Annotated in this window: 31 protein-coding genes and 2 pseudogenes; 25 read left to right on the top strand and 8 right to left on the bottom strand. The window is 54.8% G+C overall.

From position 1 onward, the window contains the following. Window positions 1-127 precede the first annotated feature (127 nt). Both ftnA and BIY29_RS07750 read left to right on the top strand, forming a co-directional pair. A complete protein-coding gene (gene ftnA / locus BIY29_RS07755; protein ID WP_121574567.1) occupies window positions 128-643 on the top strand; it encodes a non-heme ferritin in 516 nt (171 codons plus the stop codon). A gap of 398 nt (window positions 644-1041) precedes the next feature. After that, window positions 1042-1398: a YebY family protein gene (locus BIY29_RS07750; RefSeq protein WP_205680316.1), complete on the top strand. Its 357-nt coding sequence runs from the start codon at window positions 1042-1044 to the stop codon at window positions 1396-1398. Between the two features lie 510 nt (window positions 1399-1908). On the opposite strand, the gene BIY29_RS07745 is transcribed toward BIY29_RS07750, so the two are convergent. The 8 genes and pseudogenes from BIY29_RS07745 to BIY29_RS07710 all read right to left on the bottom strand — a co-directional run bounded on the left by BIY29_RS07745 (window position 1909) and on the right by BIY29_RS07710 (window position 7207). After that, complete coding sequence (locus tag BIY29_RS07745) at window positions 1909-2301, bottom strand: Mor transcription activator family protein (RefSeq protein WP_121574565.1); 393 nt, start codon at window positions 2299-2301, stop codon at window positions 1909-1911. Continuing rightward, window positions 2298-2480, bottom strand: a pseudogene (locus tag BIY29_RS07740) (phage protein GemA/Gp16 family protein); the annotation flags it as partial. The gene BIY29_RS07745 and the pseudogene BIY29_RS07740, both read right to left, overlap by 4 nt. A gap of 34 nt (window positions 2481-2514) precedes the next feature. Next, complete coding sequence (locus BIY29_RS07735) at window positions 2515-2730, bottom strand: hypothetical protein (protein WP_121574563.1); 216 nt, start codon at window positions 2728-2730, stop codon at window positions 2515-2517. Window positions 2731-2797: 67 nt separating this feature from the next. After that, window positions 2798-3952, bottom strand: coding sequence for an ExeA family protein (locus BIY29_RS07730; RefSeq protein ID WP_121574562.1), 1155 nt, complete (start codon window positions 3950-3952; stop codon window positions 2798-2800). A gap of 9 nt (window positions 3953-3961) precedes the next feature. Next, the gene (locus BIY29_RS07725) at window positions 3962-5731 is read right to left on the bottom strand and encodes a DDE-type integrase/transposase/recombinase (protein ID WP_121574561.1); all 1770 of its coding nucleotides are present in this window, start codon (window positions 5729-5731) and stop codon (window positions 3962-3964) included. Between the two features lie 9 nt (window positions 5732-5740). Further along, on the bottom strand, window positions 5741-6649 hold the full coding sequence (locus tag BIY29_RS07720; protein ID WP_121574560.1) for a DUF3102 domain-containing protein: 909 nt from the start codon (window positions 6647-6649) through the stop codon (window positions 5741-5743). Between the two features lie 9 nt (window positions 6650-6658). Beyond that, window positions 6659-6964, bottom strand: a complete 306-nt coding sequence (locus tag BIY29_RS07715) for a helix-turn-helix domain-containing protein (RefSeq protein WP_121574559.1) — start codon at window positions 6962-6964, stop codon at window positions 6659-6661. A 54-nt stretch (window positions 6965-7018) separates the two neighbouring features. Continuing rightward, the gene (locus BIY29_RS07710) at window positions 7019-7207 is read right to left on the bottom strand and encodes a DNA-binding protein (RefSeq protein WP_121574558.1); all 189 of its coding nucleotides are present in this window, start codon (window positions 7205-7207) and stop codon (window positions 7019-7021) included. Between the two features lie 92 nt (window positions 7208-7299). Here BIY29_RS07710 and BIY29_RS07705 point away from each other — a divergent pair, with 92 nt between their 5' ends. The 23 genes and pseudogenes from BIY29_RS07705 to BIY29_RS07585 form a co-directional block, all read left to right on the top strand. Next, the gene (locus BIY29_RS07705; protein WP_121574557.1) at window positions 7300-7716 is read left to right on the top strand and encodes a helix-turn-helix domain-containing protein; all 417 of its coding nucleotides are present in this window, start codon (window positions 7300-7302) and stop codon (window positions 7714-7716) included. Between the two features lie 17 nt (window positions 7717-7733). After that, window positions 7734-8264: a hypothetical protein gene (locus BIY29_RS07700; protein WP_121574556.1), complete on the top strand. Its 531-nt coding sequence runs from the start codon at window positions 7734-7736 to the stop codon at window positions 8262-8264. A gap of 262 nt (window positions 8265-8526) precedes the next feature. Beyond that, the gene (locus BIY29_RS07695) at window positions 8527-8859 is read left to right on the top strand and encodes a putative holin (protein WP_121574555.1); all 333 of its coding nucleotides are present in this window, start codon (window positions 8527-8529) and stop codon (window positions 8857-8859) included. Between the two features lies 1 nt (window position 8860). Further along, entirely contained in the window at window positions 8861-9508 is a 648-nt protein-coding gene (locus BIY29_RS07690) for a transglycosylase SLT domain-containing protein (RefSeq protein WP_121574554.1), read from the top strand. Continuing rightward, window positions 9492-10160, top strand: a complete 669-nt coding sequence (locus BIY29_RS07685; protein WP_121574553.1) for an efflux RND transporter periplasmic adaptor subunit — start codon at window positions 9492-9494, stop codon at window positions 10158-10160. The genes BIY29_RS07690 and BIY29_RS07685 overlap by 17 nt, the downstream gene beginning before the upstream one ends. Next, window positions 10157-10474 (top strand): hypothetical protein, encoded by a 318-nt coding sequence (locus BIY29_RS07680; RefSeq protein ID WP_121574552.1) that lies wholly within the window; start codon window positions 10157-10159, stop codon window positions 10472-10474. Before BIY29_RS07685 ends, BIY29_RS07680 begins: the two co-directional genes overlap by 4 nt. Then, window positions 10474-10785 carry a hypothetical protein gene (locus tag BIY29_RS07675; protein ID WP_121574573.1) on the top strand — a complete coding sequence of 104 codons (312 nt, stop codon included), beginning with the start codon at window positions 10474-10476 and terminating at the stop codon, window positions 10783-10785. The genes BIY29_RS07680 and BIY29_RS07675 overlap by 1 nt, the downstream gene beginning before the upstream one ends. 265 nt (window positions 10786-11050) lie before the next feature. Continuing rightward, window positions 11051-11515, top strand: a complete 465-nt coding sequence (locus tag BIY29_RS07670) for a Gp37 family protein (protein ID WP_121574551.1) — start codon at window positions 11051-11053, stop codon at window positions 11513-11515. Continuing rightward, the gene (locus BIY29_RS07665; protein WP_121574550.1) at window positions 11512-11718 is read left to right on the top strand and encodes a hypothetical protein; all 207 of its coding nucleotides are present in this window, start codon (window positions 11512-11514) and stop codon (window positions 11716-11718) included. The genes BIY29_RS07670 and BIY29_RS07665 overlap by 4 nt, the downstream gene beginning before the upstream one ends. Beyond that, complete coding sequence (locus BIY29_RS07660) at window positions 11708-13135, top strand: phage tail sheath subtilisin-like domain-containing protein (protein WP_121574549.1); 1428 nt, start codon at window positions 11708-11710, stop codon at window positions 13133-13135. Before BIY29_RS07665 ends, BIY29_RS07660 begins: the two co-directional genes overlap by 11 nt. After that, window positions 13135-13659: a phage major tail tube protein gene (locus tag BIY29_RS07655; RefSeq protein ID WP_121574548.1), complete on the top strand. Its 525-nt coding sequence runs from the start codon at window positions 13135-13137 to the stop codon at window positions 13657-13659. Before BIY29_RS07660 ends, BIY29_RS07655 begins: the two co-directional genes overlap by 1 nt. A gap of 148 nt (window positions 13660-13807) precedes the next feature. Further along, complete coding sequence (locus tag BIY29_RS07650) at window positions 13808-14128, top strand: phage tail assembly protein (protein WP_121574547.1); 321 nt, start codon at window positions 13808-13810, stop codon at window positions 14126-14128. A gap of 283 nt (window positions 14129-14411) precedes the next feature. Continuing rightward, on the top strand, window positions 14412-16925 hold the full coding sequence (locus tag BIY29_RS07640) for a phage tail tape measure protein (RefSeq protein WP_240630026.1): 2514 nt from the start codon (window positions 14412-14414) through the stop codon (window positions 16923-16925). After that, entirely contained in the window at window positions 16925-17809 is an 885-nt protein-coding gene (locus BIY29_RS07635) for a phage tail protein (RefSeq protein WP_121574545.1), read from the top strand. Before BIY29_RS07640 ends, BIY29_RS07635 begins: the two co-directional genes overlap by 1 nt. Continuing rightward, window positions 17806-18021 (top strand): tail protein X, encoded by a 216-nt coding sequence (locus tag BIY29_RS07630; RefSeq protein WP_121574544.1) that lies wholly within the window; start codon window positions 17806-17808, stop codon window positions 18019-18021. Before BIY29_RS07635 ends, BIY29_RS07630 begins: the two co-directional genes overlap by 4 nt. After that, window positions 18009-19154, top strand: a complete 1146-nt coding sequence (locus tag BIY29_RS07625) for a phage late control D family protein (RefSeq protein ID WP_121574543.1) — start codon at window positions 18009-18011, stop codon at window positions 19152-19154. The genes BIY29_RS07630 and BIY29_RS07625 overlap by 13 nt, the downstream gene beginning before the upstream one ends. Continuing rightward, window positions 19151-19744, top strand: coding sequence for a phage baseplate assembly protein V (locus BIY29_RS07620; protein WP_121574542.1), 594 nt, complete (start codon window positions 19151-19153; stop codon window positions 19742-19744). Before BIY29_RS07625 ends, BIY29_RS07620 begins: the two co-directional genes overlap by 4 nt. 63 nt (window positions 19745-19807) lie before the next feature. Next, window positions 19808-20155, top strand: coding sequence for a GPW/gp25 family protein (locus BIY29_RS07615; RefSeq protein WP_121574541.1), 348 nt, complete (start codon window positions 19808-19810; stop codon window positions 20153-20155). After that, window positions 20146-21252, top strand: a complete 1107-nt coding sequence (locus BIY29_RS07610) for a baseplate assembly protein (protein ID WP_121574540.1) — start codon at window positions 20146-20148, stop codon at window positions 21250-21252. The genes BIY29_RS07615 and BIY29_RS07610 overlap by 10 nt, the downstream gene beginning before the upstream one ends. Next, window positions 21245-21820: a phage tail protein gene (locus tag BIY29_RS07605; RefSeq protein WP_121574539.1), complete on the top strand. Its 576-nt coding sequence runs from the start codon at window positions 21245-21247 to the stop codon at window positions 21818-21820. Before BIY29_RS07610 ends, BIY29_RS07605 begins: the two co-directional genes overlap by 8 nt. A gap of 2 nt (window positions 21821-21822) precedes the next feature. Continuing rightward, the gene (locus BIY29_RS07595; RefSeq protein ID WP_240630023.1) at window positions 21823-23568 is read left to right on the top strand and encodes a phage tail protein; all 1746 of its coding nucleotides are present in this window, start codon (window positions 21823-21825) and stop codon (window positions 23566-23568) included. Continuing rightward, window positions 23568-24200: a tail fiber assembly protein gene (locus BIY29_RS07590; RefSeq protein ID WP_121574538.1), complete on the top strand. Its 633-nt coding sequence runs from the start codon at window positions 23568-23570 to the stop codon at window positions 24198-24200. Before BIY29_RS07595 ends, BIY29_RS07590 begins: the two co-directional genes overlap by 1 nt. A 160-nt stretch (window positions 24201-24360) precedes the next feature. Beyond that, window positions 24361-24567 (top strand): annotated as a pseudogene (locus tag BIY29_RS07585) (helix-turn-helix domain-containing protein); the annotation flags it as partial. Window positions 24568-24630: the final 63 nt, after the last annotated feature.

Below are 24630 nucleotides of genomic sequence, written 5' to 3'. Positions count from 1 at the left end.
ATATAATAATTTGATTTTAAACGTAAAAATATTTGTTGTTAATTTGGTTAATGAGATGTTTTTATTTTGATTATTCAGGCATAATGAGTCGCAATACATTTACCCGCCAGAGAAATAAGGAATGATGATGTTAAAAAAAGAAATGATTCAAAAATTAAACGAGCAGCTTAATCTGGAGTTTTATTCCGCCAATTTATACTTACAGATGAGCGCCTGGTGCGGCGATAAAGGTTTTGAAGGCGCTTCCGCGTTTCTGAAAGTTCACTCTCAGGAAGAAATGGAGCATATGCAGCGCCTGTTCAACTATCTGGATGACACCGGCAGTATGCCAATATTGGGCGCCATTGCCGCACCGCCGATAGAGTTTGCGTCGTTGGCTGATGTCTTCAAACTGACGTATGAGCATGAGCAGCTAATTACCGCAAAAATTAATGAACTGGCCCATGCTGCAATGGCTTTGCAGGATTATTCAACCTTCAACTTCCTGCAATGGTACGTGGCAGAGCAGCATGAAGAAGAAAAACTGTTCAGATCCATCCTTGATAAGTTGGCACTGGTTAATACCAGCGAAGGTGGCCTGTTCTTTATCGATCAGGATCTGAAAAAAATGGCGTCAAATGTGGCTGGCAGCACATCTGCATGAAGCGTTGACTAAATCTGTCATGCTCATCGTTCTGACTTATATCCAAAGAAAGTGACGTTGCAGGCAATACACCTGCAATTTCAAGTAAGAAGGGTATATACGGGGGAAGTGGTGATTTTACTGCTTCATCCCGTGGAAACCCGGTAGCCTCTAAATTTGTGATACCCATTTCTCAGGTTTTTCCCTCCAGCTTTCTCTACCCAATCATCCACTCGACATGCCCGGATGCGATACTGGCTTTGCCGCTCGACTTCATCTGACACTATCGTTATGATCGCTTATAGCATCTACTTAGTAACCTTCTGTTTTATATGGTATGAAATCTATCTTTTCTGACTCAGTCAATTATGCAACCGTGACGGGGCATGAGTATCTGAATAATCATGCTTAGGAACATCATGATGAAGAAATTATTGCTATCTCTCGTTCTCGCTTCACTGTCCGTGAATGTTTTTTCCGCAGCAAAACTGGCGAATGTAAGTCGTTTACAGTACGGAGATAAGTGGGCTTTTACGCGGGAAGAGGTTCAGCTTATATGCCGCCCTGGGAATGCACTGTATGCCCTGCATACCGGCACCTTAATGCAGTATCCACTCAACGACATCGCTACCGCACAAATGAAGGCAGGTTTGATCAACGCGCAGCCGGTAGACGCCATCTGGCTGGATGATGCCAACAATCCTGGACAGAAGAAAAGTCTACAGCCTTTTGTTGAGCGTGCCGAACAACTTTGTGATCCCAACAGTAAACCGTAAAGTGATTGATTTTTAATTTAATGTTAATTAAATAATTGTTAGTGGTTACTATGAAGTGTGAAATATGTTCCATTTATGATAATCACAAGGAGATGGAAACTGGAAAATACATGGGAGTTGACTACGCTTAAGTGACAAGGCTGGTTCAGCATGTATAAATGCCAACTTTTAGCGCACGGCTCTCTCCCAAGAGCCATTTCCCTAGACCGGATACAGGAATCGTATTCGGTCTTTTTTTAATCTATTGATTTATAAAGTTTTTATTCTCAAGATCCCGAAAAATCCCGAAATTCCCCCGAAAATCGATATTCGGTCTTTTACAGATAGTTATATTCTTTTCCACATAGATAATCAAAACTAAGATAAATAACACAGAGTCTGCGAGATAATTGTGGGACTAAGCGGGGTGGGCTGGGGAGAAACAAGATGATAATTGTAATTCTCTTACAGTATGTGAAAAAAACAGGCCGGACAAAAAATTAAGAAATTTATCGTTCAGCCTGTTTGGTTTTACTCCACCGGCGCTGGCTCGTCATCAGGTTCACCATTAAATAGCTTACCCTGTATTCTGTCTTGTTCCTCCTTTCTGACACGCTTGACGACGCTGTAAATCCATTGCAGCGAGACGCCAAATTTACGTGCCAGTTCGTGATGGTTCCTGCCGTTGAACTCGTGAAATATCTCCAGATCACGTTGGCTGACTTTCCATGCCATACCCATCGGGAAATAGACGTTCTGACCGCCCCATACCTGCATCATACGGTTGGCCACTGCTTCGCCAATCTGATCGGCGATGGTGGTGTCGATCTCGACCACCTCTTTGATGATGCAGGCGGTATGCTGTGCCAGTTCGACCAGCAGTTCAGGGCCTTTGCTGCGGAAGCTATTGGTATCATTGCTCATGCTGTTATCCTCGTCCGGCGTTGCCACTGTTTCAGCTTTTCAATGATGACGCTGGCTTGTTGTGAACTCAGCCATTGCAGACTATCAATGCCGGTTTCACGCTTTGCCCAACGCGCCAGCGCCGCTTCAGAACGGTCAAGAATGATGCCTGCATCCGCCATTTCCAGCCGCAGATTGCGTTTTGCGATATGGATGAGGGTGATCCACTGAGGTTTATTCATCTTCATCCCCACATCCGTCACGTGAGTCTTCAGTTAACAGGTCAAAATCATCCGCAGGAATAAAGGCGTTGTATTTCTGCCCGCAACATGGGCAGGACAGGATCACGTCGACAAGCCAGCCGCCATCAACCGTATTCCCGGTAATGTCCGACTGTTCCGGGTTTAGATAGTCGATTTCTATTTTGCACGTCATGCAGTTCAGTGACATTTATTCCACCTCTTGTTCAAACGGAATAATGTCGAAATTTTTTTAATTTTCGGGATAGCTTTCACGATTAAACCCCTTTAACCACATCGGCATTCACCACCGGCACACCTATTTCAGCGGCCAGATTCATGGCGGCAATCACCAGATTGGAGACGGCCAGCGGGTATAGCAGGCTGACGACATTTTTACGTCCGCCGGTCTGATTGCTAAGACGGGCGCGGATGGCGTCAATGGCGCTGGCGTCCATCACGTCAGCCAGCTTCTTGCCGGTACGCTCCACTTTGAAGGTCAGGAACGCTTCCAGGCTGTTGTCCAGCGGCGGCAGTTCGACAACCTCACAGCGCTGGACGACTTCACGCACTTCCATATTGCGTTCGCTCAGTTTGACGGCCAACTCTGGCTGGCCAATCAGGACGATGGAAAGCAGCTTCTTAAACCCGCTTTCCAGCTCAAAAAATCGCTTGAGATGCTTGAGCGTGGGGATCGGCAGACTATGGGCTTCTTCAATAATAAGAACGTGGTTATACCCGGCGTTGCTGCTGTCTTTCAGTACCCGGTGCAACTGGCGGTAACGCGCTTCCTGCGAACGCTTGACGCCTTCCAGCGGGGCGATGGTGTTGACGATTGCCTCAGCAATGGATGCTGCTTTCAGCGTTTTGCCTTTTACGTCGTTATCTTCCATTGCAATGATGTAGGGTTCGATAACGATAACCGGCGCGTTTTCGCGGTTGATTCGGTCAATCAGGTCGCGGCGCAGCGTGGATTTACCCGCGCCGGACTCGCCGATGACCGCCATAAACCCGCCGTGTTTCGCCGTCTGGTACAGCGCTTCGCGCACATAGCGGATATCCGGCGTGGTGAACACGTCTTCATTGCCTTGCAGCGCATCGTCGGCAAACGGGTCGCGGAACAGCCCGAATGCCTTTTTTGCGGCGGGAAATAACACCTGCTTTTTAAGTAACATATTCTCCTCCGTATTGAGGTCTGTGGTTTTCGCCGTGCGGGGTGTGCCGTCCCGTACCGTGTCAAAACTCTTTTCTGTTTCAATGCCATGCCCCGCCAGCACGTTTTGCAGGCGCAGGCGGATTTCCCCGGCGTTGGTGCGCGGCCACTGGTTATGGTTAACAATCTGCGCCAGCGTGGCCTCTGACACCGCGATATGTCTGGCAACCGCCGCCTGCGACAGCCGCGCCTGTTTTAACTGTTGTTTCAATACCAGCATGTTCCCTCCTTAATTACCGTTGACGATGTTGATAACCTTGCCGGAAACCGGCGTCAGCAGCGCATCGGCGGCCCCCTCCAGCCCGTCAATAGGAACGCCATCCGGGTACAGCACACTTAACCGGCGGTAGTACTCTGCCGTCCATATCTGGCTACGCGCCGCAAACTGTTCACGTAACGCTTTGGCGGCTTCGACGTGGGTTAACGGACGCTGTTCAACACGTGGGCCGCGTACCTCTGATGCCTGGCCGCGACGCGGCATAAAGGTTGGCAGTGTGCTGTCGTCAATATGTTTATACGGGTCGAGTTTGCCGCCGAACGGCAGGGCTTTCGCTTTACGGGCGGCGGCGGCGTCCGTCGCGTTATCTGTACCTGTCACCAACTGCTCAATCTGTTTCGCAGCAGTTTGTGCGGGCGTGTCGGGCTGTGTTTTGTAGCGTTCTCCAATCACCGCCGCGGAATCGGCAAAGCCCAGTTCATTTTTGATGACCTCATCAACCAGGAAGAACATGTCATGCCCGTCCTCGCCGGTCAGCACTACCTGCGCGGCGTCGGTGCGCCACGGATTGCGGGTAATCAGTAACTTCTCGCCAACCATCACGCCGGGTACGGTGGACACATCGTATTCAATGCCCCGGAACGACACGCGCAGCTTCGGCGTGACCTTGCGTTCTTCCGGCGTCGCCACCGCCAGTTCGCGGCATATCTCGATAGCCGGCGCTTTAACCAACTGTTCGGCGGTAATCTTTAGCCAGACGTCGGTACGGGTTTTACCGTGGCGGCTGTGGATGGCGGTGGCGTTAAAGTGGGCGCGCCATTTCTGCGCCAGGGCATTCAGATCTTCCAGACTGTAAACCGGCTGGAACTTCAGGCCCGGCTCCAGCTTGCGTTCGATAATGTCACGCGCTTTTTCCACGCTGCCGGTAGCGCGGGCGGCATGGGCTTTATGCGCCAGTAGTTCAATACCCAGGGCACGGCATAGATTTTTCGTCATGCCAGCGGTGTTGGCGGAACCGGGATCGAGGTACAACAACTTCGGCACGCCGTGCAGCACATCCGCGCCGCCGCGCTCTTGCATGGCGTTAATCAATACCGAGCACAGGTTTTCGCCCGATTCCGCGCCCAGCACATACTCGACATAGATCCAGCCGGAAGCATGATCGGTGATCTCATAACTCCACACCCGGTCACTGGCGATGCGCGCCAGATTGGCCGGTTTGTTCTTGTAGAAACGGGCGTTGTCCATGACTTGCAGCCCCTTATGACCGTTACTCAGGTAATAAAGGGTGCAGAGCGAGGCGTCGATTTCCCACACATGGTTAGGGTGGCGGCTGGCCAGTTCGGTCACCGGCGCAGGCTGATTTAACTGGTCAGGATGCAGGCCGTAATTGCGCAGGGCGCGGCTGATGGCGGTTTCAGAAAGCGGCAGAAATTCGCCGGTTTCCTCAACCATGCGGCCTGCGGTGATCATGTCATTTGCCCGCAGGGTTTCCACTGCGTCGGCGATGGAATACAGGCGCTTGCCGTTTTTACGGGTGGCTTCCATCAGCGTGGCGGAAATCATTGCCGCCTCATCACGCGTTAAGGCGCTTTGTCCGGCATCGGTGCGTTTTTTACGTTTGTCAGTCACCGCAACCTCCTTTAACTTGCGCAGCAGCGTGGCGCGGGATAAGCCCAGTTCCATACAGGCGGCAGCATAGATAGCGCCGCGTTCACCATGCCCGGCCTGTCGTGCGGCGCGGGCCACGGTAACTAATCTTTCCGTCAGGGCGGCACTCATGGTCATCCCTTACGCGTCAGTGCGCTGAATCTGGGGTTCAGGCGCGTCCAGCCATGCCGGACGTTCGCTGCCGGTAGGCGCGGCCTCAAGGTCAAAAACTTCACGCACACGGTGTAACGCCCGCTCAATCTGGCACACTAACCCGGCCATAAAGTCGTAAGGCGGCTCGACCTCGTTTTCGGAAGTAAACGTGGTGAGTGTTGAAAAGGCAGTGTGCAGCCTGGCGGTGATCGCCGCTTCGGCGTCAAACGCGATAGCGCTGACCTCTTTACGCAGTTTTTCCGCTTCCTGATCGGGCGCGGGCGGTTGGATACGGGATTTTTTCTCCAGCCTGGTGGAGAGATCGTCAATCTTCTGATTCTTGTCGGTCAGCACACGCTGCTGGGCGGCGTTGGTTTCGCGGGCTTCACGCAGGGCGGCTTTCAGTTCGCGGCTGGTCATGCGATCGATATCGTCGAGCGTCATGCCTGCGACTGTGCCGCCTTCGGCCAGTTCGATGAGTTCGTCATCACTTTCGGTCATCAGTTCAAACAGCTTGGTTTTGCCCAAAAGCGCAAGCGCCTGCGCTTTTGGTTCCAATTTGGGTGATAGGTACTTAAGGGAAGCCTGCATCATGACTTGTGCTGTACGCTTCGATAGTGACAGTTGAGATTCAACGATTTCAATAAACTCGCCATGCGGTTCATTCTCTTTGAGAATAACCAACCGCTTACCCGCCTCCAGCATGGCTTCCGCGCTTTGCGCCATATAGAATTTAGTTTCATGCACGATGCGATCGCGCTCATACGGCAGGCCGTCGCCAAATTGATTCATCACCTGCATCCGGTGCTTGGTCAGCGCATTGAGCTTTATATTCAGATCCCCGGCTAACGGCGCATCTTCCATTAATTCAACAGATTGTGATTTTGTACGTGCCATTTTTTATCCTTAGCGACTGCCAGCCAGCAGGCGTTGGTTCATTTCGTTAATCCGGTCTTGCGCACGGGCGATCTCGTTGGCGTGCGCCTGAGCGATTTGCAGGGTTTGCATACTTAGCGCAAAGCGTCCGTTATCTAGTTTCTGCGCCAGCCCTTCTTCAATCAGCGTATTCAGCGCCCGGTTAACATTGGCCGGGGAATCGTTCAGCGCCGCCGCCAGTTCACCGTTGGAAACGCCGTTCAGGGTATGGCCGCGCAACGCCTTGAGAACGCGAAGAATGCGTGCGCCTGAGCTGGAAACATTTGCCTTACTCATGTCACATTCCTCTTTTTGCAATATGTGATAATCTGTTACGTAGGCGGATAATTATCAGGCTGCTTGCGCGGCTGATTTCAGGCCGAGTTTGACGGCGATTTCATGCGCCTGCCCGTATTTGGCTTTGGTGATGCCGTTCAGTACGCGATAGACCGCTTCGCGGGAATAACCATTTTCCCGCGCCCACTGAGTGACGGTGATACCGCGCTGCTGAAAGCGGTTTTTAACTTGCTCGGGTGTCATGTTACGGCCTCCGGTTATGCAATGATCTAAGTAGAATACGCAATGGATTATTGTCCCATTAATGGGACTTGTAAAGGGTTTTGGTGACAAAAATGTCTCTCGGTGAGCGATTAAAACAAGAACGCGAGCGATTGGGGTTCAGTCAGGCTGACTTTGCTGAAATGGTCGGCGCATCAAGAAAATCACAGATAAGATGGGAAAAGGATGAGTCTGCACCAGGCGCCGACGCGATAAGCCTGTGGGCAAAAGCCGGTCTTGATGTGTTATATCTGATCACGGGACAAGCTCCGGTACTGGCGTCTAACATTAGAAAAAACAGTGAAATAGACGAAGAATTACTGGGAAAGATCGTGCACAAGCTGGACTCGCTGGCGCGACAGGCTAATCGTCGGTGGACACCCGGCGAACTCGTTTTGCTATCCTCTAAAATATATAACTTTTTAATTAAAGAGTCAGAGGTTGATGACGATAGGATTGATAGCGTATTGAAACTGGTTGTTAATAATTAATAAAAAAGGGATCTATCATGGATAGAAGAGAAGAAGAGCTACACACATTAGCTGAACAAGTTATTGGTAGTCTTAAACAACTCCCATACGATGGGCAGGAAAGGCAGATAACGATTAGCGTTGGCGGTAATAATCCAGGGTCTATTCATGTCGGTTCCGTTGTTAACATAAACCACGCCCCTAAACGCCCTCCTGAACTTCATGAGATGGATGACCACACATTACAGCAAATTAAAAGGGAGCTTATTTCAAAAAGGAATGAATCAAAACGTCGTAGTTATTTCAACATTCCTTCAGCCTTATTTGTGGGGCTTGCCTTATTGGCGTTTGGTTTTGTTCTCTGGAACATTTTTCTTATGTATAACGGTGAGTCACACTGGCTGGTTCTCAGCGAGAACACGCTGTTCCTTTTTCTCGGTTGGGCATCGCTGGTTATGTTGGCGGGGAAATCAATGGATAAAATAAGAAAAATAGAATCCAGGATTATCAATGAAAATCAGCATACTATCGATTCCATTGATGTTATCTTTCGGCGAAGGGATATTTAGTCAGGCAGATCCGACATTTTCATATATACCCTAAATAATTCGAGTTGCAGGGCAACACGTTGTCGTTCTGAACAACGCAAAGCGCTGGCCCTTTACGAGCAAGGCCCACGGATGGGCTGAGTAACAAAGCCAACATACAAAGCCGCTCTCTTCCCCACCATACTGCCGTGACGCTGCCGCCCCCACTATTAACGCCGTTTAAAATCCCCTCTACGCTATCCTGGTGATGATGTCTCCACTTACTCTTCACAGGAGACAGTTCATGAACCTCAACATTCGTATCAAACGCCTGCTGGGCTGGCAAATTACCGCTGTTTTGCTGCTGGTGGTTATCGCGCTGGTATCGCCGCAACAGCTTCCCGTGGTTATCTACAAAATTTCATTGATCACGCTGGCCGCTGTACTGGGTTACTGGCTGGATCGCTCGTTATTTCCCAAAGCCGGACTGGCGCAGTATCTGGTACATGAGCCGGAATGGATGGAGCAAGGCGAATACCCGGTAAAATCCGGTTATCACCGGGTATTCGCCGCCGCACAGATCCGACGCGCCATCATTGTGGCGGCGGTCTGTCTGGCTGTGGCGACGGGACTGTAAAATGGCTAATCGAATTCGCAACCGCGATTCAGGCCCTGGCCAGTTGCTCTTACTATTGATTCTGTTACTGACAGGTGCGTTTGATAGTGATGCCGCCCAACCACCCGCCGCCTCCCAGCAATACCGCAACGACCTGATCCGCAACGCCCGCCTGGACTGGGGGCTGAATGCGCCGGTAGCGGATTTTGCCGCCCAACTCCATCAGGAATCCGGCTGGAATCCGCGTGCGGTGTCGCCCGTTGGCGCACAGGGGCTGGCGCAGTTTATGCCGTCTACCTCCGAATGGATAAGCCAGCTTATGCCGGAACTGCAAGCCAATCAGCCGTTTAGCCCGGCGTGGTCTATTCGGGCATTGACCAAATATAACCGCTGGATCTGGCAGCGCGTCAACGCGGCTGATGACTGCCAGCGCATGGCGATGACGCTCTCCGGCTATAACGGCGGGCTGGGCTGGGTTCAGCGCGATAAGAAGCTGGCGGCGCAGCGCGGGTTGGACAGTCAGCGCTGGTTTGGTCATGTCGCCGCCGTCAACGCCGGGCGCAGCAAGGCCAACTGGCGCGAGAATCGCCACTATCCGCAGCGCATCCTGCTGGAGTTAGCGCCGCGCTATCTGACCTGGGGAGGCCGTAGCTGTGCTGAACCTGCTTAAAAACCTGCCGTGGAAACCGCTGTTATGGATTGCCGCCGCGCTGTTTACGCTATGGCTGATTCATCAGCACGGCTATCGGCGCGGATTCTCCACGGCGGAATCCGACGGCAACGCCGCGCTGCAACAGCAGCAGGCCGAAAGTAAGGCGGCGCTGGCCTCGCTTCAGGCGGATTTTGCCCGGCAGTCGCAGCAACGCGCCGAGCAGGAAAAGGCCGCTTTGCTGGCAGGGCAGCAGCGCTATCAGCAACAGGTCAATGCCGCTAATCAGGCGGAACAGCGCTATCTCGCTAAAACAACCGACCTGCGCCGGCAGAATGAAAACCTGAAACGGAGAATGGATGATGTCACCCAACGCTGGATTGACCAACAAGGCAAATCTCACCCTGTGCAGTGCGTGTTTACTGCTGGTTTCGTGCAGCAATACAACGCCGCCTACGGATTATCAACCGACTCTGAAACCGGTTCTGCCGCCGCTGTCGGCGGGGCTGGCGCTACGTCCGCAGCCGCTGAGGCCATTAACGCCCGGCTACGCGACTCCGGCGTCACCCAGCGCGACATCCTCGCCCACAGCGCCGACGCCGGTGAGCGCAGCCAACAATTAGCCGCGCAGGTAAACGGCCTGCTGGATTACATCGAAGGATTACAACAATGAAAATGGAAGTGGAATTCTGGCAACTGGTGGGCTTGCTGCTGGGTTTTCTCGGCTTTGTCTTTACCGTCGCCAGGATGTTTTTAGCCCAGTTGGAAAAACGGCAGACCGAACTGGTGGACACGCTGGAAAACAGCCTGCGCGAGTTCAACGGCAGCCTGACCGGGCTGGAGCGTGACTTGATGGCGCTAAAGGCCGACCTGCCGCTCAACTATGTACGGCGCGAAGACTACGTGCGCGGCCAGACGGTGATCGAAGCCAAGCTGGACGCGCTCTACAACAAACTGGAGCTGGTGCAGCAGCGCGGGAGGCAATGATGGTGGATATGTTACGCGTGCGCCGCGAGTCGATGCGCTGGAATTTAATGGCGACGCTCAATAAGGCGCGGCCTTATACCTCGAACGAAGCCTTTTTGCTGGATGTGATGCGGGCGATTTACCCGGATGCCACCGCGCTGGAGCTGCGGCGCGAGCTGGATTATCTGGCCGACCGCAAGATGATTGATCTGATCAAACAGCCCAGCGGCATCTGGTTTGCCGACCTGACCCGCCTCGGCGTCGATCTGGTGGAATACACCGTGGAGTGCGGCCCCGGCATTGCCCGCCCTGAAAAATACTGGAGCGAATGATGGCCAGACGCGGCGCCGGGCCGTGGCGTTCGGAGACAGACGACAATGCCGCGCCATTTTAAGCCTACGGCGCTGTGTTGAACCACAGCGGCACAGTTCAGCCAATGTGCCGCTGGCGCGAAAAAAGCGTCAAATCATCTTTATAAAGGCTTTACAGACCACATCCTTTCCCGCCTCGACCCATGTGCTTTTCTAAACTGAATTAAAAGCCGTTTTTCCCTGTTTCCGCGACACTGTCCGCAGTTTTCAACACCAGGACAGATTGATGAACGTTAGCCCGATTATCGATGCGGTAACAGCCCGCCTGAAAGAAAAGTTTCCCACGATGCAGATTGAGTATTTTCCGGGGAAACCGGCTGATTTTCAGCTCAGAAATCCAGAGGGCGCCATCCTGGTGGGTTATCCCGGCTCCCGCTTCGGCAGGCCAAAAGATACCGGCGCGCTGATGCAGTCACACATCATCACCCTGAATGCCACGGTGGTATTCAGACAATCAAATGGAAACCAGGGCGCAGTGGCGATACTCGATTCAGTACGCCAGGCGTTGTGCGGTTATACCCCCCCGAACTGTCACCGGAAAATCTGGCTGGTGCGGGATACGTTTCTCGGCAATGTCGGCGATCTGTGGCAACACGCGCTGAACTTTGCCACCGAGTCCGTCCTGATTGAGGACATTGAACTACCTGACGGGCCATTACTGGCCGTCGCCAATTATGAGGAAAGCAAATGATGAAATACCGTTATACCGGCCCGGCCAGCGGCGTGACGCTGGCCGACGGCACTGAGGTGCTGTTGTGGCCCGATAGTGTCGTTGAGCTACCGGAGGCGCACGACTATGTCAAAACGCTGGTGGCGCTGAAGCGTTTGCACGCCGAGCCTGACGTCACGGCGGTGGTGACCGAGGATAAAGCGGAGGTGAACAGTGGCAGCTAACTACTTACACGGCGTGGAAACCACCGAGGTGGAAAACGGCGCACGCCCGGTGAAAACCGTCAAATCCGCCGTGATCGGCCTGATCGGCACCGCGCCAATCGGCCCGGTCAATGAGGTTGCCTTGTGCCTGTCTGAGAAGGACGCCGCGCAGTTCGGCAGCCAATACAGCGGCTTTACCATCCCGCAGGCGCTGGATGCGATTTATGACCACGGCGCGGGAACGGTGCTGGTGATCAACGTACTCGACCCGGAAGTACATAAAACCCATGTCGATAGCGCCAGCGTGACGTTTGACGCCGCGACCGGCAAAGCGCAGTTGGCCCATCGTGCGGTGGCTAATCTGGTATTGCGTCAGTCGGCGGAAACCACGCCTTATATTGCCGATACGGATTACCAGCTTGATGCGCAAACCGGGGTGATCACCCGCCTGAACAACAACATCCTTACGGATGAGGCGGTGCTGGCCAGCTACGATTATGCCGACCCGACCAAAGTGACGGCGGCGGATATTATCGGCGCGGTCAACGCGGCGGGCAATCGCACCGGCATGAAGCTGCTGCACGATACCTACAACCAGTTCGGCTTCTTCGCCAAAATCCTGATCGCCCCGGTGTTCTGTACCCAGAACAGCGTCAGCGTGGAACTGATTGCGCTGGCGGACAAACTGGATGCCATCACCTATGTTGATGCGCCGATTGGCACCACCTTCGCACAGGTACTGGCAGGTCGCGGGCCGGACGGCACCATCAACTTCAATACCAGTTCGGATCGCGTGCGACTGTGTTATCCGCACGTCAAGGTGTATGACGCGGAAAGCAACAGCGAACGGCTGGAGCCGCTTAGTCAGCGTGCCGCAGGATTGCGGGCGAAGGTCGACCTGGAAAAAGGCTTCTGGTGGTCGTCTTCCAATCAGGAACTGCTGGGCATCACCGGCGTGGAGCGTCAGCTATCGGCGATGATTGACGACCCGAACAGCGAGGTGAACCTGTTGAACGAGCAAGGCGTCACCACGGTGTTCAACTCCTACGGCTCCGGGTTGCGTCTGTGGGGCAACCGCTGCGCCGCGTGGCCGACCGTCACCCACATGCGCAACTTTGAAAATGTGCGCCGCACCGGTGATGTGATTAACGAATCCATCCGCTACTTCAGCCAGCAGTACATTGATATGCCAATCAGCCAGGCGCTGATTGATGCGCTGACCGAATCGGTCAACAGCTATGGCCGCAAACTGATTGGCGACGGCGCGTTGCTTGGCTTCAAATGCTGGTTTGATCCGGCGCGCAACGAAGAAACCGAGCTGGCGGCGGGCCACCTGCTGTTGAGCTACAAATACACGCCGCCACCGCCGCTGGAGCGGTTGACGTTTGAAACGGAGATCACCTCCGAATATCTGGTTACGTTGGAGGGCAATAGCTGATGGCCGGGAAAATTGAAGTGAACCGTATCACCAACGCCAATATCTATATTGACGGGGTGAGCCTGCTGGGCCGGGCGGAGGAAGTGAAGCTGCCGGACGTCAGCATGATTATGCAAGAACACAAGGCGCTGGGTATGGTGGGCAAGATCGAACTGCCCGCCGGGTTCGACAAACTGGAAGGCGAGATCAAGTGGAACTCGTTCTACCGTGACGCCATGCTGGGCGCGGCCAACCCGTATCAAACGCTGGCGTTGCAGTGCCGCTCCAGCGTTGAGCGCTACAGTTCCCAGGGCCGAATCGACGAGATCCCGCTGGTCACCTATATGACCATCATGTTCAAGAAGAACCCGCTCGGCACCTTCAAACAGCATGAAAACGCCGAGTTCTCCAGTAGCTTTAGCTGCTCCTACATCAAACAGGTGCTGGATAGCGAGGAACTGCTGGAGCTGGATTATCTGGCGAATATCTTCCGCGTCGGCGGTGTCGATCAACTGACCGATTACCGTATCAACATCGGCGGATAAACAACGCATCACCGTTTACTGTCTGAGGGAGAGGCTGTGCTTCTCCCTTTCTTTAAATCCCTTTAATAGCTGCATTCGTCCCCGCTTTTCATACTGTTCCTGAAGCCTTACTTTCCCACACTTATTTTTCCAAAAACAGGAGCACATGATGTCAGAACAATCCTTTCCGCTGTCTATTCCTTTTACCACCGCTGCCGGTGTACGCATTGACTCTCTGAACCTGCGCCGTTTGCAGGTCAAAGACCTGAAAGCGGTGCGCAAAATCAGCGATAACCCCGCCGAATGGGACGATTTACTGATTTCCCGCGCCAGCGTTCTGCCGCCGGAGGATCTGGATAACATGGATCTGGCCGACTATCTGGCATTGCAAAAACGATTTCATCAACTTACAGGCCTGGCTACACCATCCGAAAACCTTGATTCAGGCGCAGGGGCTGCTGGCGAGGTGGTTTCGGTTCCAGCCGAGTGAGTTAAACGATCTGGATCTGGAAGAGTTTGAGTGCTGGCTGGAGACGGCCAGCACGCAGATTAAGCATGAGAACGGCGATAGCGACTAACTAACAGACGCGCCGGTTCCGGCAAGTCAGGTCGCTAACAAATAAATGGCGGGGGGCAGGATAACGACAGCCAACATCAGGGCCTGCGTCAATACCACTGCTTCTCCGCCAATCATCAATGCCCAGACCAACTGCCGTCAGCGACGTTCTCATATTGGTAATCCTGTTTCGTCTGGTCTATCTGGAGTGTAAATCGTGGTCACTGAATCTTCTATCGGCGGGACTGTTTCCGGCGCCTTACGGTCTGCGTTTTCCGGCGTCCCAGGCACGCTGGAGTCAATTAGCGAAACCACCCGCCGCCTGCAACAACGGCAAAACGACCTGACGAAAGCAATGGAGCGCTACGGCCAGGTCGGCTTATACGGCAACCGGCGGTTGAACAGCGAACTGCAACGTGTGGGACGCACAATGGAACAACTGCAACGCCAGCGAAACCGCCTCTCTACCGCAGCGAACGCCGGTGATGCCTTACAGGCCCGCCGCTCGGCATTGCTCGACCAAAAAGAGCAAACCTACGCATCGGCCCAAACGGTGGCCGCGCCGGTGATAGGCGCCGTCGTGAAATATGCAGGCTTTGAAGCCGGGCTGCGGGATATTGCGGTGATGGGCAATCTGGATAGCGCCCAGGAGCAAAAAATCGAGACGTTGATTCGCCAGACCGCGCTGAAAGTCAACCAGACGCAGGAAGCCTTGCTGGGCGGCGTCGGTCAGTTGATTAACGACGGAATAAAGCCGGAAAAAGCGTTACAGCTTACCGGGCTGCTGGGAAAAACCGCGACGGCGACCCAAACCGATATGACCGATCTGGCCAAAATGACCTTCGCTTTCAGCGAGACGTTGAAAATTACGGATACCAAAGAGTTAGAGCAGGCGTTTAATGTGGCGGCGAGCGGGGCGAAGCTGGGTTCGTTTAAACTGAAGGAGATGCCCAAAGCCCTGCCGGGGCTGGCGGAAGCCTTTGCCGCGCAGGGTATTACCGGCCAGCAGGCGGTTACGCAGATAGTCGCCAGCCTGAGCGTGGCGAAAGGCGGCGGCTCAACCGACAGCGCGGTGAGCAACATGACCAGTTGGTTGTCGGTCATGAACAGCAACGATACGCGTATGAAATACGAAGCGTCGGGCATCGACTACGAAAAGTCGATGCAGAACTATATCGCCGGCGGTTTCTCCCAATATGAAGCCTCGCTGATGATCGCGGATAGATTTATCGGGGACAAAGGCGAAGCGTTCCTGCAACCCTTCCAGGCGGCGGGCGCGAAAGGCGATACCGCAGCCCAGCAGAAACTGATGGCGTCATTTGGTCTGTCCGAGGTGTTTACCGACACCCGGAGCGTGAATCATCTGCTGTCGATGCGTCAGAATTGGGGCAAATATCAAAGCAATAAACAGACGATGACTAGCCCGGATGCTCAAAACACCCTCGACACCGATTTCGCCAGTCAAAATGACACCCTGGCAGCACGCTGGCAGCGAATGCAAATCGCGCTCAATGAGGTTGAAATCGGCGTCGGCAAGTCACTGCGCCCGACGTTGATCTCGTTAAGCGACGCAATTATCCCCATTATCGATCAGGCCGGAAGATGGATCGCCGCCAACCCGGAGATCGTCAGCGGGATCGTGCTCACCGTCGTCGGGTTTAAGGCATTTAGCGACGTGGCCGTCACAACCAGGCTGGTGTTGGTCAACTTGTTATCACCGCTGGTGAAGTTGTGGGAGGGCGCGATGTTGCTGCGTTCCAAATGGCTGCTATTGCGTGCGGCGTTTGGCGCAGGAGGCCGCGCCCGCCAGTGGCTGGGGCTGTTTGCCCGGCTGGGCCGAGGTGCGCTGTCGTTGGGACGCTTACTGGGCGGCGTTCTGGTGCGCGGCATCATGCTGGTCGGTCGTGCGGCCATGATAATGGGACGCGCATTGTTGATGACGCCTATCGGCTTGTTTATCACCGCCTTTGCCGTGGGCGCATATCTGGTTTATCGCTACTGGGGGCCGATCGGCAACTGGTTCAAGGCGCGCTGGAACGATATCCGCACCGCCTTCAGCGGCGGTATCGGCGGCGTGTCTCGCTTAATCATCAACTGGTCGCCGCTGGGGCTGTTTTATAAGGTTTTTGCCGGGGTGATGAAATATTTCGGCATCGATATGCCGAACAAATTTACCGAGTTCGGCGGCAATATTATCAGCGGGCTGGTTAACGGTATCCGCAATAAATGGGAGGCGGCGAAAGCCAGCGTTTCCGAATTGGGCGATAATGTCTCCCGCTGGTTTGCCAATAAACTCAAAATTAATTCGCCCAGCCGGGTATTTATCGGCTTTGGCGACAATATCGCGCAGGGCGCCGCTATCGGTATCAGCCGCACCACGCCGCAGGCGGCGCAGGCCGGGCTGCAATTGGCGCAGGCGCTGATCCCCGCCGCGCCTAAAATCAAACCGTTATTACTTTCACTGAACGCCCGCCCGACTGCCAAAGCCTTACCGGAAATCCCGGCGTTGCCCGCTGGGGCGGAGAATACGGTTATTGGCCGTCGCGCTGGCCGTCAGGCGGCTAACGCCAGCGGCGGTATTGCGGTGACGTTTTCACCCAACATCTACATGGAGGGTAAAAAATCCCCGGCCACGCCGGACATCGCCAGCGCACTCAACCTGTCACTGCACGAATTGGAAAAAATGCTGGCGCGCATTATGACGCAACAACAACGTAGGGGGTATGCCTGATGTTTGCCGTTCTTGGCGATATTGAATTTGAGTTGATCACCTATTGGGACGGCTTCGAGTCCACCTTCGGCGTCGATTATGCCGAACATAGCCGCATCGAAGGTAAACCGGGGCTACAGTTCGTCGGCGAACGGCTGGATGAGTTCCGCATTAGCCTGGTCTTCCACAGTATGTACTGCACGCCGGATAGCGAACTGACGCGGTTACGCCGCGCCATGCGCGAACATCAGGCGCTGGCGCTGGTGTTCGGCAACGGCGACTATCGCGGCTGGTTCGTGATTACCGCGGTGACGGCCAGCAACCAGCAGACGGATGCGTCCGGCAATGTGATGGCCATGACGGCGGAAGTGACCTTGCGCGAATATACCGGCGATCCGAAAAACCCGCTGCCGCCACCCGCGATTAAAAGCGCGATCCCCGGCACCGGCGTCGTCATCGGCGCGGTAACCAAACCCAGTGGACTGGCGCAATCGGTGCGTGACGCCGTAAGTTACGCCAAAAAAGCGCAGTCGGCACTGCAAACCGCCGCCAGTACGGTGCGCATAGTGCAAAAGATGGCGTCCGACCCGGCGATAGCATTGGCCCGCGTTCCCGGCCTGTTGACGCAAATCAGCGGCGTCGCCACGCCATTAGCCGCGTCGGTTCCCACGCTGGGCGCCATCACCGAAAACTTTCCCGATGCCATTCGCGTCGCCAGAGCAACCAGTCAGGCCGCCAACGTTGTTAACGAAGCGCGTGATACTCTGGCGAACGCCGACAGCCGCAATATCGCCAGCGCATTAAACAGCGTATCCGGCCAGTTTAATGCTGCCGGCACGTTACTCGCCAACGTTTCACCGGCGTTGAGCCAGATGACGGCGGCAATTACCACGCGGAGGGTATGATGTATATCGAGCATGTGACCAAACTGGGCGAGCGTTGGGATTTACTCGCCTATCATTACTACGGCGAACCGCTGGGGTATGAGCGGATTATCGCCGCCAATCCGCAGGTCGCCATCACGCCGGTGTTGCCTTCCGGCATCGTGCTGTTGATCCCGATGATTGAAGCGGATGAGGCGGTAACCGCCGAGGAGATTGCGCCGTGGCTACGTTAATTCAGCAGGCTACTTCTTCTGGTATTTCCGAGGTGCTTCAGCCGCTCTTTACCCTGTGGTATCTGCAACAGGATATCACCAGCGATATCGCGCCCTATGTCACCCGCGTCAGCTATACCGACAATATCAAGTCGGAATCGGACACCATCGACGTCGAACTGGAGGATACCGACGGTCGCTGGCTGGATAAATGGTATCCGGGCAACGGCGATACGCTGACGCTGAAGCTGGGCTATCGCGGAGAAAAACTGCTGTCCTGCGGCACCTTTTCTATCGATGAGATCGAAGTGGGTGCGCCGCCGTCAACGGTATCGATTCGCGGCGTCGCCACATCGGTCAATACCGCGCTGCGCACCAAATCCAGCCGGGGGTTTGAAAACACCACGCTGGCCGCCATCGCCAGCCGGATAGCCAAAAAGCATGACCTGAAACTGGTCGGCGGTATCGAGCCGGTCAAGATTGATCGCGTCACACAATACGCGGAAACCGATGTCGCCTTTCTGAAGCGACTGGCCAGCGAGTATGGCTATGCGGTGAAGGTCGTCAGCGATCAACTGGTGTTCTCGCATCTGGCCACGCTGCGCCAGCTCGACCCGGTCAGGCAACTGACGCCGCAGGACGTGGCCCGCTATTCGCTGCGCGACACCATCAACCGGGTGTACAAGTCGGCAAAGGTCAAGCATCAGAAAGCCAGCGATAAAAAACTGGTGGCATATGAGGCGGACGGCAGTACGACGACAACGACAAAAAGCAGCGGCAAGCCCACCAGCGCGGATACGCTGAAGGTCACCAGCCGTTCGGCGGACGAAGACAGTGCGCAACTCAAGGCTGATGCGGCGCTGGATGCGCATAACGAGTACCAGCAGACCGGTTCGATAACCCTGATGGGTACGCCGCAACTGACCGCCGGCAACAAAATCGAACTGGTGAATTTCGGTCAATTGTCGGGCCACTGGCTGATTACCTCCGCCCGGCATTCGTTTGACCGCAGCGGCGGTTATGCCACAGAAATTGAAATATCGCGTGGGCCAGTCACCGAGGGCAAATCGACACGCAGTAAGCCGCAGAAGACATTAACGGCGTATAAACCGGATGGCGCCACCGAAATCGTCACCAGAGAAGAAAAACTATGAGCGTATCCCGGCAGATCGGCACCGTCAGTGCCGTTGACCCAAAGAGCGTCCGCGCCCGCGTTCGGTTGCCAGAGTGCGATAACCTGCGCACCAACTGGCTGGACGTGCTGCAACACAATACTCAGAACAACAAGGATTACTGGTTGCCCGACGTCGGCGAACAGGTCGTCATGCTGCTGGACGCCAACGGCGAAGACGGCGTGATCCTGGGCGCGGTCTACTCCAGCGTCGATACGCCGCCGGTCAATAACCCGGACGCACGCGGCGTTACTTATGCGGACAGCGCGGCGTTTTATTACGACCGCCAGACGCACACATTGACGATTAACGGCGGTATCGAGCATATCGTGATTACCTGCGGCGCAGACGTGACGGTGAAAACGCAAAAAGCCACCCTTGACGCGCCGGAAACCGAAATAACCGGCAATCTGCTGGTAAAAGGCAAACTGACCTATCAGGGCGGTATGGCGGGATCTGGCGGCAGCGGTACGGCAGCGGCTATTCAGGGCAACGTCAGCGTGAAAGGTAATATTGATGCCAGCGGCACAGTGATGGATGCCGGCGGCAATTCAAATCATCACTCTCACTGACCCGTCCATCCTTTTTAACTTCCTTTAATATCGGCCAATCCCGCCGGGGGCGATACTGCCCCCATGAATACTAACTCTGTTTTCTGGCAACCGGCCCTGCAACGCCCTGGCGAACTCGTCGAGGGGGTTGCCGATATCACACAGGCCATCCTCATCATTCTGCGCACACCGCGCGGCGGCGATCCCCATCGGCCCGAATTCGGTAGCAATTTGCACCACTATATTGACTACCCCATCGACCGGGCCGTTCCGCATGTGGTGCGTGAAGCGGTTGAGGCTATCAAGCGCTGGGAGCCGCGTTGCAGGCTGCTGGCGGTAAAACCGCTTATCAGCGGCGAACATATGACCCTGCGCGTGAGCTGGGAAACCACCAGCGGCGTGTTGCAGGCCACGGAGGTGTTATGGCGGTAACCGAAGAACCGATCTTTATTGAGCGCGACGCCGAGGCGATCACCGCCGAGATGATCGCCAAATATGAAGCCGACAGCGGAAAAACGCTCTATCCGGCGCAGGCGGAGCGCCTGCTGATCGACCTTATCGCCTACCGGGAAATGCTGCTGCGCAGCGGCATTCAGGAAGCGGCGAAACAGAATCTGGTGCGGTATGCCCGTGCGCCGATGCTCGATTACCTCGGCGAACTGGTCGGCACCTACCGGCTGGCGGCGCAGGCGGCGCAAACCACGCTATTGTTCAGTGTGGATGCCGCACTGCTGACGGATACGCTGATCCCGGCTGGAACGCGTGTCAGCGCGTCAGACAGCATTGTGTTTGTGACAGATAAAGACGCGGTGATGAAAGCGGGCGCGCTGAGTGTGGACGTTAGCGCCACCTGCACGCAAACCGGCACTGCCGGGAATAACTGGCAACCGGCGCAGATCAGCACCCTGCTGGATGATATTGCCGATGTCGATTTCACGGTGATCAACACCGTCGCCAGTGCCGGCGGCGCGGAAGAAGAAAGTGACGATCGGCTACGGGAACGTATTCAACTGGCGCCGGAGTCCTTCAGCACGGCGGGTTCAAAGCTGGCGTACCGTTATCACGCGCTCAGTGCCCACCCGGATATTGTCGATGTGGCGGTGGTCAGGGCCGAACCGGGCGTCGTCCATCTCTATCCGCTGTTGTCCGGCGGGCTGCCCGATGCCGCGCTGCTGGCGCAAGTGGAAAGCGTCTGTTCCGATGAGAAAGTGCGGCCGCTGACCGATACGGTCGCCGCCAAATCGCCCGTTGCGGTGGAGTACGCGCTCCATGCCCGTCTGACGCTTAGACGCAATGTTCAGGCATTGCCGGTCAAACAGGTCGCGGAACGGGTAGCCGCCGACTGGGTGGAAAACCGCCGCGCTACGCTGGGGCAGGATATCGTCCCCAGCCAGATTATCGCCGCATTATCGCTGGACGGCGTCTACAGCGTAGAACTGTTATCCCCCGCATTAACGGTGCTGGATGACTGGCAACTCGCCGTCTGTACCGGCGTCACCATCACCATTGCCGGAGCCGCCGATGAGTGACGTGCTGCTTCCACCGCCGCTGGCCGCCGACGCCAGCTTCCGTGCGCTGGCTTCGCTCATCGACCGTTTCGACGCGCTCAAGCTGGAAGCGTTGATGGTCTATCTGGTCGATATCGTCGACAGCAGCGCACTGGGGGCGTTGGCCGAACAGTTCTCGCTGACCGAAGACGGCTGGCAACTGGCGGAATCCGAAGACGCCCGGCGGGCCACGATTAAATCAGCTATTGAGATGCACCGATTTAAAGGTACGCCGTGGGCGGTGCGTGAGGTGTTCCACAGTCTGGGGTTCGGTGAGGTCGAACTGATTGAGCATATCGGACGGCTTAATTACGACGGCGTGCGCAGTTACAACGGCCATATGGTCTATGGCGATAAAACGAAATGGCCGGTCTACCGGGTGTTGCTTCAACAGCCCATCACCAACGATCAGGCGCAGATGCTGCGCAACACTTTGGAAATGATCGCCCCCGCACGCTGCCAGTTGGCCAGCCTGGAATATTGGGGCGTTCCTATTCGCTACAACGAAACCGCATCGTATGACGGTAACTACAATCACGGGAGTGCATAAGTATGGCGAACTTGCCGGAAAAACAGGAATGGATTGACGGTATCTACCAACTGGAGACGTCAGACCCGGTGGTCGGCGGCCCCGGCGGCGTATCCAACCGACAGGCGGAGCAACTGGCCGACCGCACGGCGTATCTGAAAAAAGAACTGGAAAGCACCGGAGAAGATCTGCAAGCGCATATCGACGCCGCCGATCCACACAAGCAGTACGCGCCGAAAGCCAACCCCGCCTTGACGGGAACGCCGACCGCGCCGACCGCTGCGGCGGGCGTCAATAATGCGCAGATCGCCACCACAGCCTATGTCATGGCCGCGATAGCCGCGCTGGTGAATGGTTCTCCGGGCGCGCTGGATACGCTAAAAGAGCTGGCCGGCGCGTTGGGGGATGATCCGAATTTCAGCACTACCGTGCTGAATAAGCTGGCGCAAAAGCTGGAGAAAGAACAAAACGGTGCGGATATTCCCGACAAGGCCAAATTTATGGCGAATGTCGGGTTAAAATCCGCCGCCACACGCGCCGTGGGTTCAGCGGCCAGCGATATTCCCGATATCACTGTCGGTGATGGACGCTATTTAGGGAAAACGGCCACGGCAGCGGCAGCAACCAAGCTGGCCGCCGCGAGAAAAATCGCCGGCGTAGCATTTGACGGCACCGCAGATATCGCACTCACTCCCGCCAACGTGGGCGCGTTGGCGACGACGGGTGGCACATTGACCGGCCAACTGATTTCGACGGTAGCCGATGCACTGCGCCTTATTAATGTCGGATACGGCGCTATTTTTCGTAATGACGGAAGCGGTTTTTATATCCTGCTGACTAATAAGGATGCAGCCAGCGGTGCCTTCAATAGCTTGCGGCCACTTCGAATTAACCTAGCTACAGGGGATATCGAATTCGGCCATACCGCAAATGCCTCGGTACTTCAGGAAAAAGGCCAGCGCGTCTACAGTCCCAACAACAAACCCACCGCAGCGGATATTGGAGCTTTGGCGACGACGGGCGGGACATTGACCGGCGAAGTCATTTCGTACAGCCCGCGCTCACTGCGTATGATTAACGGCGGCTACGGCGCATTTTTCCTCAATGACGGTGAAAAATTTCTGCTGATGCTGACCGATAAAGGTAACGAAAAGGGAGATTTCAACACCCTACGCCCCTTAAGGGTTTATCTGAACACCGGCAATGTCGAGATCGACCAGAACCTGAAAATAGGCGGCATACTGTATGAAAAAAACCAGAGGGTATACAGCCCGAACAACAAACCCACCGCCGCCGATGTCGGTGCTATTGGCGCAGACGAACTGACAGGCATTCCATTGCCGTATCCATCAGCCACGGCACCTGCAGGCTGGCTGAAATGCAACGGCCAGGCGTTCGACAAAGCCAAATATCCTAAGCTAGCCGCGCTTTACTCATCCGGCAAACTTCCCGACCTGCGCGGCGAGTTTATTCGTGGCTGGGATGACGAGCGAGGCGTGGATGCCAGCCGGGTGATTTTGAGCGCGCAAAGTGATGCGATGCAACCGATAACAGCAGGCTGGACAATTGATGACCAAACGACGGATACAACCTATCCACCTTCAGGCGCTCTATATTTCAATGGCATGGGTACGGTTAATTATGATGCAGGGTCAGACAGGACCAGTAGAGGTGCCAAAGCGCATTTTGATTCATCGCGTGTTACCCGTACGGCAAGTGAAACACGCCCCCGCAATATTGCATTTAACTACATCGTGAGAGCAGCATAATGAGCAACTATTCCACTGAAATTAAAACCGCAGAGTTAAACGAAAACGGTCTGAGTAAAAATGCGGGTTGGGTGACGGTATATCACGTCCACCCGGTTACCCGTGAATATCTGAGCGCCAGCTATGAATATCTGATGGTCGGAGTCGGTTTACCGGCTGATAGTTATATTGACGAGCCAGAACTGCCAGTCGCAGGACTCGCCTTACGCCGCAGCGCTGACGGTAAAGCGTGGGAGCATGTGCCGGATTATCGCGGCCAGACGGTTTATGACACGCAAACCCGACAACAACAGACGGTTGATGCTATCGGCGAATTGCCGGATAACGTCACATTGTCAGCGCCTGCCACTGAATTCGATATTTGGGACGGCGAAGCCTGGGTAACAGATGAAGAAGCCCAACAGCAAGCGGCAGCTATAGCGAAACAGCAGGATGCGCAAAAAGAGCTGAGTACGCGACAGGTAATGGCAAACGAACGTATCCAGACGTTGACTGACGCCATTGATTTAGGTATGGCAACCGAAGAAGAAACCGCCGAGCTTGAACAATGGAAAAAATACCGGGTATTACTGAGCCGCATTGATACTGCCGCATCAGAAATCGTTTGGCCGGAAGCGCCAACGGTTTCATAGCACGGCTATCCTAGCGAAATTCTCAACGAAAAGATCTCAGTTGGCAGTGAAAATATTCACTTTCTCGAACTTCCAGAGATTCCGCTGTTTGAACGTGAGCGGTTGAAACTGGCTACTATAAACCGGCTCCATTAACCGTCAGAATGTTAGTGGAGTCGGGCAGTTAATAGTAGAACGCACATTAGCAGGGCTGGAAGCCGCTCGAAAAAACGGTCGCATAGGCGGAAGACCTCAAGCACTATCATTGAACGATAGAGAAATGATTGGCAAATTATTGAGGGACGGGCATAGCAGACGTCAGTTAGCCATCATCTATGATGTCTGCATATCGACCATCTATAAATATTTCCCAGCCAGCACAACCTGATTGTGTAATTTATTATCAGTATATGAAACTGATCTGGCACTCAATTTACCGCGCAGGATGTGC

It is taken from the genome of Brenneria alni (genome assembly GCF_003666245.1).
GTDB classification, from domain to species: Bacteria; Pseudomonadota; Gammaproteobacteria; order Enterobacterales; family Enterobacteriaceae; genus Brenneria; species Brenneria alni.
This window is presented reverse-complemented; position numbering and strand designations above follow the sequence as displayed.

Coding starts and splice junctions, on each gene's coding strand:
- ftnA (WP_121574567.1), top strand. CDS start 128: ATGTTAAAAAAAGAAATGATTCAAAAATTAAACGAGCAGCTTAATCTG.
- BIY29_RS07750 (WP_205680316.1), top strand. CDS start 1,042: ATGATGAAGAAATTATTGCTATCTCTCGTTCTCGCTTCACTGTCCGTG.
- BIY29_RS07745 (WP_121574565.1), bottom strand. CDS start 2,301: ATGAGCAATGATACCAATAGCTTCCGCAGCAAAGGCCCTGAACTGCTG.
- BIY29_RS07735 (WP_121574563.1), bottom strand. CDS start 2,730: ATGTCACTGAACTGCATGACGTGCAAAATAGAAATCGACTATCTAAAC.
- BIY29_RS07730 (WP_121574562.1), bottom strand. CDS start 3,952: ATGCTGGTATTGAAACAACAGTTAAAACAGGCGCGGCTGTCGCAGGCG.
- BIY29_RS07725 (WP_121574561.1), bottom strand. CDS start 5,731: ATGAGTGCCGCCCTGACGGAAAGATTAGTTACCGTGGCCCGCGCCGCA.
- BIY29_RS07720 (WP_121574560.1), bottom strand. CDS start 6,649: ATGGCACGTACAAAATCACAATCTGTTGAATTAATGGAAGATGCGCCG.
- BIY29_RS07715 (WP_121574559.1), bottom strand. CDS start 6,964: ATGAGTAAGGCAAATGTTTCCAGCTCAGGCGCACGCATTCTTCGCGTT.
- BIY29_RS07710 (WP_121574558.1), bottom strand. CDS start 7,207: ATGACACCCGAGCAAGTTAAAAACCGCTTTCAGCAGCGCGGTATCACC.
- BIY29_RS07705 (WP_121574557.1), top strand. CDS start 7,300: ATGTCTCTCGGTGAGCGATTAAAACAAGAACGCGAGCGATTGGGGTTC.
- BIY29_RS07700 (WP_121574556.1), top strand. CDS start 7,734: ATGGATAGAAGAGAAGAAGAGCTACACACATTAGCTGAACAAGTTATT.
- BIY29_RS07695 (WP_121574555.1), top strand. CDS start 8,527: ATGAACCTCAACATTCGTATCAAACGCCTGCTGGGCTGGCAAATTACC.
- BIY29_RS07690 (WP_121574554.1), top strand. CDS start 8,861: ATGGCTAATCGAATTCGCAACCGCGATTCAGGCCCTGGCCAGTTGCTC.
- BIY29_RS07680 (WP_121574552.1), top strand. CDS start 10,157: ATGAAAATGGAAGTGGAATTCTGGCAACTGGTGGGCTTGCTGCTGGGT.
- BIY29_RS07675 (WP_121574573.1), top strand. CDS start 10,474: ATGGTGGATATGTTACGCGTGCGCCGCGAGTCGATGCGCTGGAATTTA.
- BIY29_RS07670 (WP_121574551.1), top strand. CDS start 11,051: ATGAACGTTAGCCCGATTATCGATGCGGTAACAGCCCGCCTGAAAGAA.
- BIY29_RS07665 (WP_121574550.1), top strand. CDS start 11,512: ATGATGAAATACCGTTATACCGGCCCGGCCAGCGGCGTGACGCTGGCC.
- BIY29_RS07655 (WP_121574548.1), top strand. CDS start 13,135: ATGGCCGGGAAAATTGAAGTGAACCGTATCACCAACGCCAATATCTAT.
- BIY29_RS07650 (WP_121574547.1), top strand. CDS start 13,808: ATGTCAGAACAATCCTTTCCGCTGTCTATTCCTTTTACCACCGCTGCC.
- BIY29_RS07635 (WP_121574545.1), top strand. CDS start 16,925: ATGTTTGCCGTTCTTGGCGATATTGAATTTGAGTTGATCACCTATTGG.
- BIY29_RS07630 (WP_121574544.1), top strand. CDS start 17,806: ATGATGTATATCGAGCATGTGACCAAACTGGGCGAGCGTTGGGATTTA.
- BIY29_RS07620 (WP_121574542.1), top strand. CDS start 19,151: ATGAGCGTATCCCGGCAGATCGGCACCGTCAGTGCCGTTGACCCAAAG.
- BIY29_RS07615 (WP_121574541.1), top strand. CDS start 19,808: ATGAATACTAACTCTGTTTTCTGGCAACCGGCCCTGCAACGCCCTGGC.
- BIY29_RS07610 (WP_121574540.1), top strand. CDS start 20,146: ATGGCGGTAACCGAAGAACCGATCTTTATTGAGCGCGACGCCGAGGCG.
- BIY29_RS07605 (WP_121574539.1), top strand. CDS start 21,245: ATGAGTGACGTGCTGCTTCCACCGCCGCTGGCCGCCGACGCCAGCTTC.
- BIY29_RS07595 (WP_240630023.1), top strand. CDS start 21,823: ATGGCGAACTTGCCGGAAAAACAGGAATGGATTGACGGTATCTACCAA.
- BIY29_RS07590 (WP_121574538.1), top strand. CDS start 23,568: ATGAGCAACTATTCCACTGAAATTAAAACCGCAGAGTTAAACGAAAAC.